This is a genomic window from Endozoicomonas sp. SESOKO1 (assembly GCF_024606265.1).
Lineage (GTDB): Bacteria > Pseudomonadota > Gammaproteobacteria > Pseudomonadales > Endozoicomonadaceae > Endozoicomonas.
Window position 1 is genome coordinate 1 of sequence record NZ_JAHHPP010000364.1, and the last position, 3,447, is coordinate 3,447.

The window sequence follows — 3,447 nt, forward strand, 5'->3', positions numbered from 1 at the left end:
CAAACAGTCTGCGAGCAGGGAACACAGACAGACCCGATAATTGATGCGTCAGCGCCACCAGAGCAACAGCCACCAACCTATTCACAAGCAACAGCTTATGATTATCCCTGAGTCAGATACTACGTACATGGCCATTGACTTTTCAGGCAACCCTCAAGCCTCGGTGGCCTGTGAGCAAGAAAGTCTACGGTTCCATTGTGAAAGTATTAATGACCGAGTTACTACTATCCTTTAATGGTGGAGATTCTGGCAGCTCTGGTTCATGGTCTGGCAGAAGTTATAGCAGAGGTCGTAATAGGGGCGACTCTTCGGTTTGCTCCCAATGAGCATTCATGGATGTGGAATTCTACAGGTTTCGTTCAAATCTATCCGTGCTGTACAGCCACATTGGTCACTATTGCTTATCAATGAGAATCCCCATCCATACTTACGGCAAATGTCGTTGACAATCAGCAGACCAATGCCATATCCGCTGTGCTGTGATACTTTGGGGTTCAGTCCGCTGCCGCTGTCGGTGACTTTCAGGCAGTCACTGTCCAGTGTTATGCTGATATAGCCTTCATAGGTATGAGCCATGGCGTTACGTATCAAGTTGGACAACAGGATGCGTACCACTGGTTCCGATGCGATTACTTCCGGCTCATTGGTCAGATTGATATGGATCCTGACGTTCTTTTCCTGTAGCAATGGTTGATGATCATCAATAATCTGTTGCACAAATGCCCGGTTGATACGGGTCGGTACCATGGGTTCTTGCCTGCTTTCGCGTATCAGGCTTAACAGGGTTTCCACCACATCATTCATTTCGTTGCTGGCCCTGGCCAGTCGTTGCTGCTGACGTGCAACAAAAGACGGTTCACTGGACACGCCCAGGAGTGTCGCCACGCCACGAATGACCGTCAGTGGTGTTCGCAGCTCATGGCTAGCGTAGCTAGTAAATGACCGCTCCCGTTCAATCAAGCAGGTCAGTCGTTGTCGGTAACGGTTCAGGCTATGGACCAGTTGCTGAATTTCAGCCGGCGAGTGTTTTGGCGTTGCCAACAGCGAAAGGTCATCTTCCCCTCCACTCTGCAACAGGTTGCTTAGCTGCATCAGGGGCCGAGTCAGACGACGGGCGATCAGTATCATCGACAGGCAAGCCAGGGCAAACATGCCAATACCTGCCAGCGAGTAGATCGCAAGCTGTTGCGCACCTTCCTCGTCACTGGCTTCCAGCTGTGAGATATTTTCAACGATATAGATGGTGTCATTTCCGGTGCCGGCCGGATCCCTGGTAGCCAGCACCATAAATTCATCATTACTGCCACGCATCCAGACCTCATCCACACCGAGCCAGTCCGCTTTGACTTGCTGGCGAATATCCACAGGCAGGTTTTGATAGCCGATATAGGCAGTGGTCAACAGATCCAGGGACAATACCCCATTATGATCCTCATGGTAGCGGAACCCCTGCTGGGCAACCTCTTTATACAACGACAATCGTCGCTCAAATACGCGGTCTTCTGACTTTTTGATGGCATTGGCAAAGATCGACATCTGCACGGAGACAATGACGGTAGCCATCAGGATAAAGACAGTGGTGATCTGGAACCAGAATGATTGTGTGATGCGGTGACACTGACGGCTATTCATGGCTATCCAGCCGATAACCCACTTTCGGGACAGTAACGATCATGGCTTTTTTGAAAGGTTTGTCCACCTGATTACGTAACTGATAAATATGATTACGCAGGATATCACCATCCGGCGGGTTATCCTGCCAGAGGGTATAACTGATCTCCTCCCGGGTGACGGTGGCCGGCGCTTTAGCGGCCAGCACAGAGAGAATACGAAACCCGGTGGGGTTGAGAGGGATTTTCTGCCCGGCACGAAAAGCCTCATGGGTGGTCATATCCAGCACCAGCTCTCCGCAGTGCAGCTTCTGTGATTGTCGCCCTGGTTGAGCACGACGCACCAGCGCTTCAAAGTAATCAAAGAGGATGCCGGCAACATCGCGGCTATCTTCCACCAGCAGTAATCGCATGGGCATACCTTCTCAAGTCCTGTCCAAAAGTGATCAGGGCAAGGTTACATAAATAAAAAGAACTCCGAGTCTTTACTGACTGTACCTCAGGCCATGTGAAAATTTTGTCACAGACATTTTTTTCACGTGTCGTCATTTAGGATAGGGCGCATTATGGGGCACAAGCACTGTCTTTTGTCCACAGCTAATGTCGCCAGCCCAAAGGCTACTGGAGTAAAAGACAATGTCCAAATCCATATTATTAATCAGCCTGTTGTTTTCCTCATTGGCCTGGGCCAGCGGTCCACCGTCTGAAGATTACAGTGTGGCCTCTTTAATGCCCGGAAAACAGGTAATTATCCGCAGTGAAGTGGCTGGCGTGGTGGATAGCTATCAATTTGAAAACGGTGACCTGGTGGACCGGGGGGATGCGCTGCTGAGCATATCCAACCGGGATTACCAACTGGCCCTCAACCTGGCCAAATTCGAGCTGGATGTCACCAACAGTGAGCTGGAGAACCACGACAAACAGCTGAAGCGCTACCAGTCACTGTTTGCCAGCAAAACCATTTCTGCCAGTGATCTGGATAATCAACTGCGTCTTACCAACGTCAGCCGGGCGCAGCGTAATGTCAGCCAGGTTAAGTATGACATCGCCAAAGAGACGCTGGCCAAATCGTCTCCGGGTGCCCCTTTTGCTGGCACCGTTATTAACCGTGCCGTCGAGCTGGGCCAGTTTATTGCGGTGGGCGACCCATTATACACCCTGGCAGACACCCATAAACTGAAGGCACGGTTTCATCTGCTCGAAGCGGATTTTAACCGCCTGAATAAAGGCGACACAGTGAAAGTAACAGTGCCGTCTATTTGCAAGGATTTCAGTGGCGAGGTCAGCCTGTTGTCTCCGGCTATCCAGACTGGTGATCCCGGTTTTCTGGTGGAGGTTACCCTGGACAACACGGACTCAGTGCTGAATGCCGGTATGGAGTCCCATGTGTACCTGGACAGCAAACCGCTTGCTGATGAGGTCTCCAGATGAATCGCCTTTTGCAGCTGCTATCGCTTCGCAAGTTTGCCGCCAAAGCCCTTACCTTTCTGATCATCGCCATCGGTGCCTTTATCGCCTCCGGTCTGCCCATGGCAGAAAAGCCACGTTTTGACATGATGTCTGGCAACATCTCCACCAGTTATCCTGGTGCCACGGCACTGGATATCGAGAGTAATGTCACCAGCAAAATTGAAAAAGAGCTGCTCACCATCGCGGGCATCAAGGAGTTTACCTCCACCTCCGAGAACGGCCTGTCGTCCCTCAGGCTGGAACTGGATAGTTCAGTATCAGACCCGAACAGCATCTATCAGGACATTCGTGATGCCCTTGCCCGGGTTTCCGATCTGCCAGCCGGGGTTACTGATGGCCCGACCTTCACCCCAACCAAATCCTACAG

4 protein-coding genes are annotated in these 3,447 nt (G+C 51.3%); 2 read left to right on the plus strand and 2 right to left on the minus strand.

All coding sequences use genetic code 11. The annotated features are described in order from the left end of the window. Window positions 1–330 precede the first annotated feature (330 nt). Together KDK13_RS16660 and KDK13_RS16665 are read right to left on the minus strand one after the other, a co-directional pair. Window positions 331–1,632 carry a HAMP domain-containing sensor histidine kinase gene (locus tag KDK13_RS16660; protein WP_257286111.1) on the minus strand — a complete coding sequence of 434 codons (1,302 nt, stop codon included), beginning with the start codon at window positions 1,630–1,632 and terminating at the stop codon, window positions 331–333. Beyond that, window positions 1,625–2,029 (minus strand): winged helix-turn-helix domain-containing protein, encoded by a 405-nt coding sequence (locus KDK13_RS16665; protein ID WP_257286112.1) that lies wholly within the window; start codon window positions 2,027–2,029, stop codon window positions 1,625–1,627. Before KDK13_RS16665 ends, KDK13_RS16660 begins: the two co-directional genes overlap by 8 nt. A gap of 217 nt (window positions 2,030–2,246) precedes the next feature. Between KDK13_RS16665 and KDK13_RS16670 the strand changes: the two genes are divergently transcribed. Then, window positions 2,247–3,041, plus strand: a complete 795-nt coding sequence (locus tag KDK13_RS16670; protein WP_257286113.1) for an efflux RND transporter periplasmic adaptor subunit — start codon at window positions 2,247–2,249, stop codon at window positions 3,039–3,041. Next, the coding region (locus KDK13_RS16675) for an efflux RND transporter permease subunit (RefSeq protein ID WP_257286114.1) at window positions 3,038–3,447 on the plus strand (410 nt) is incomplete at its 3' end. The genes KDK13_RS16670 and KDK13_RS16675, both read left to right, overlap by 4 nt.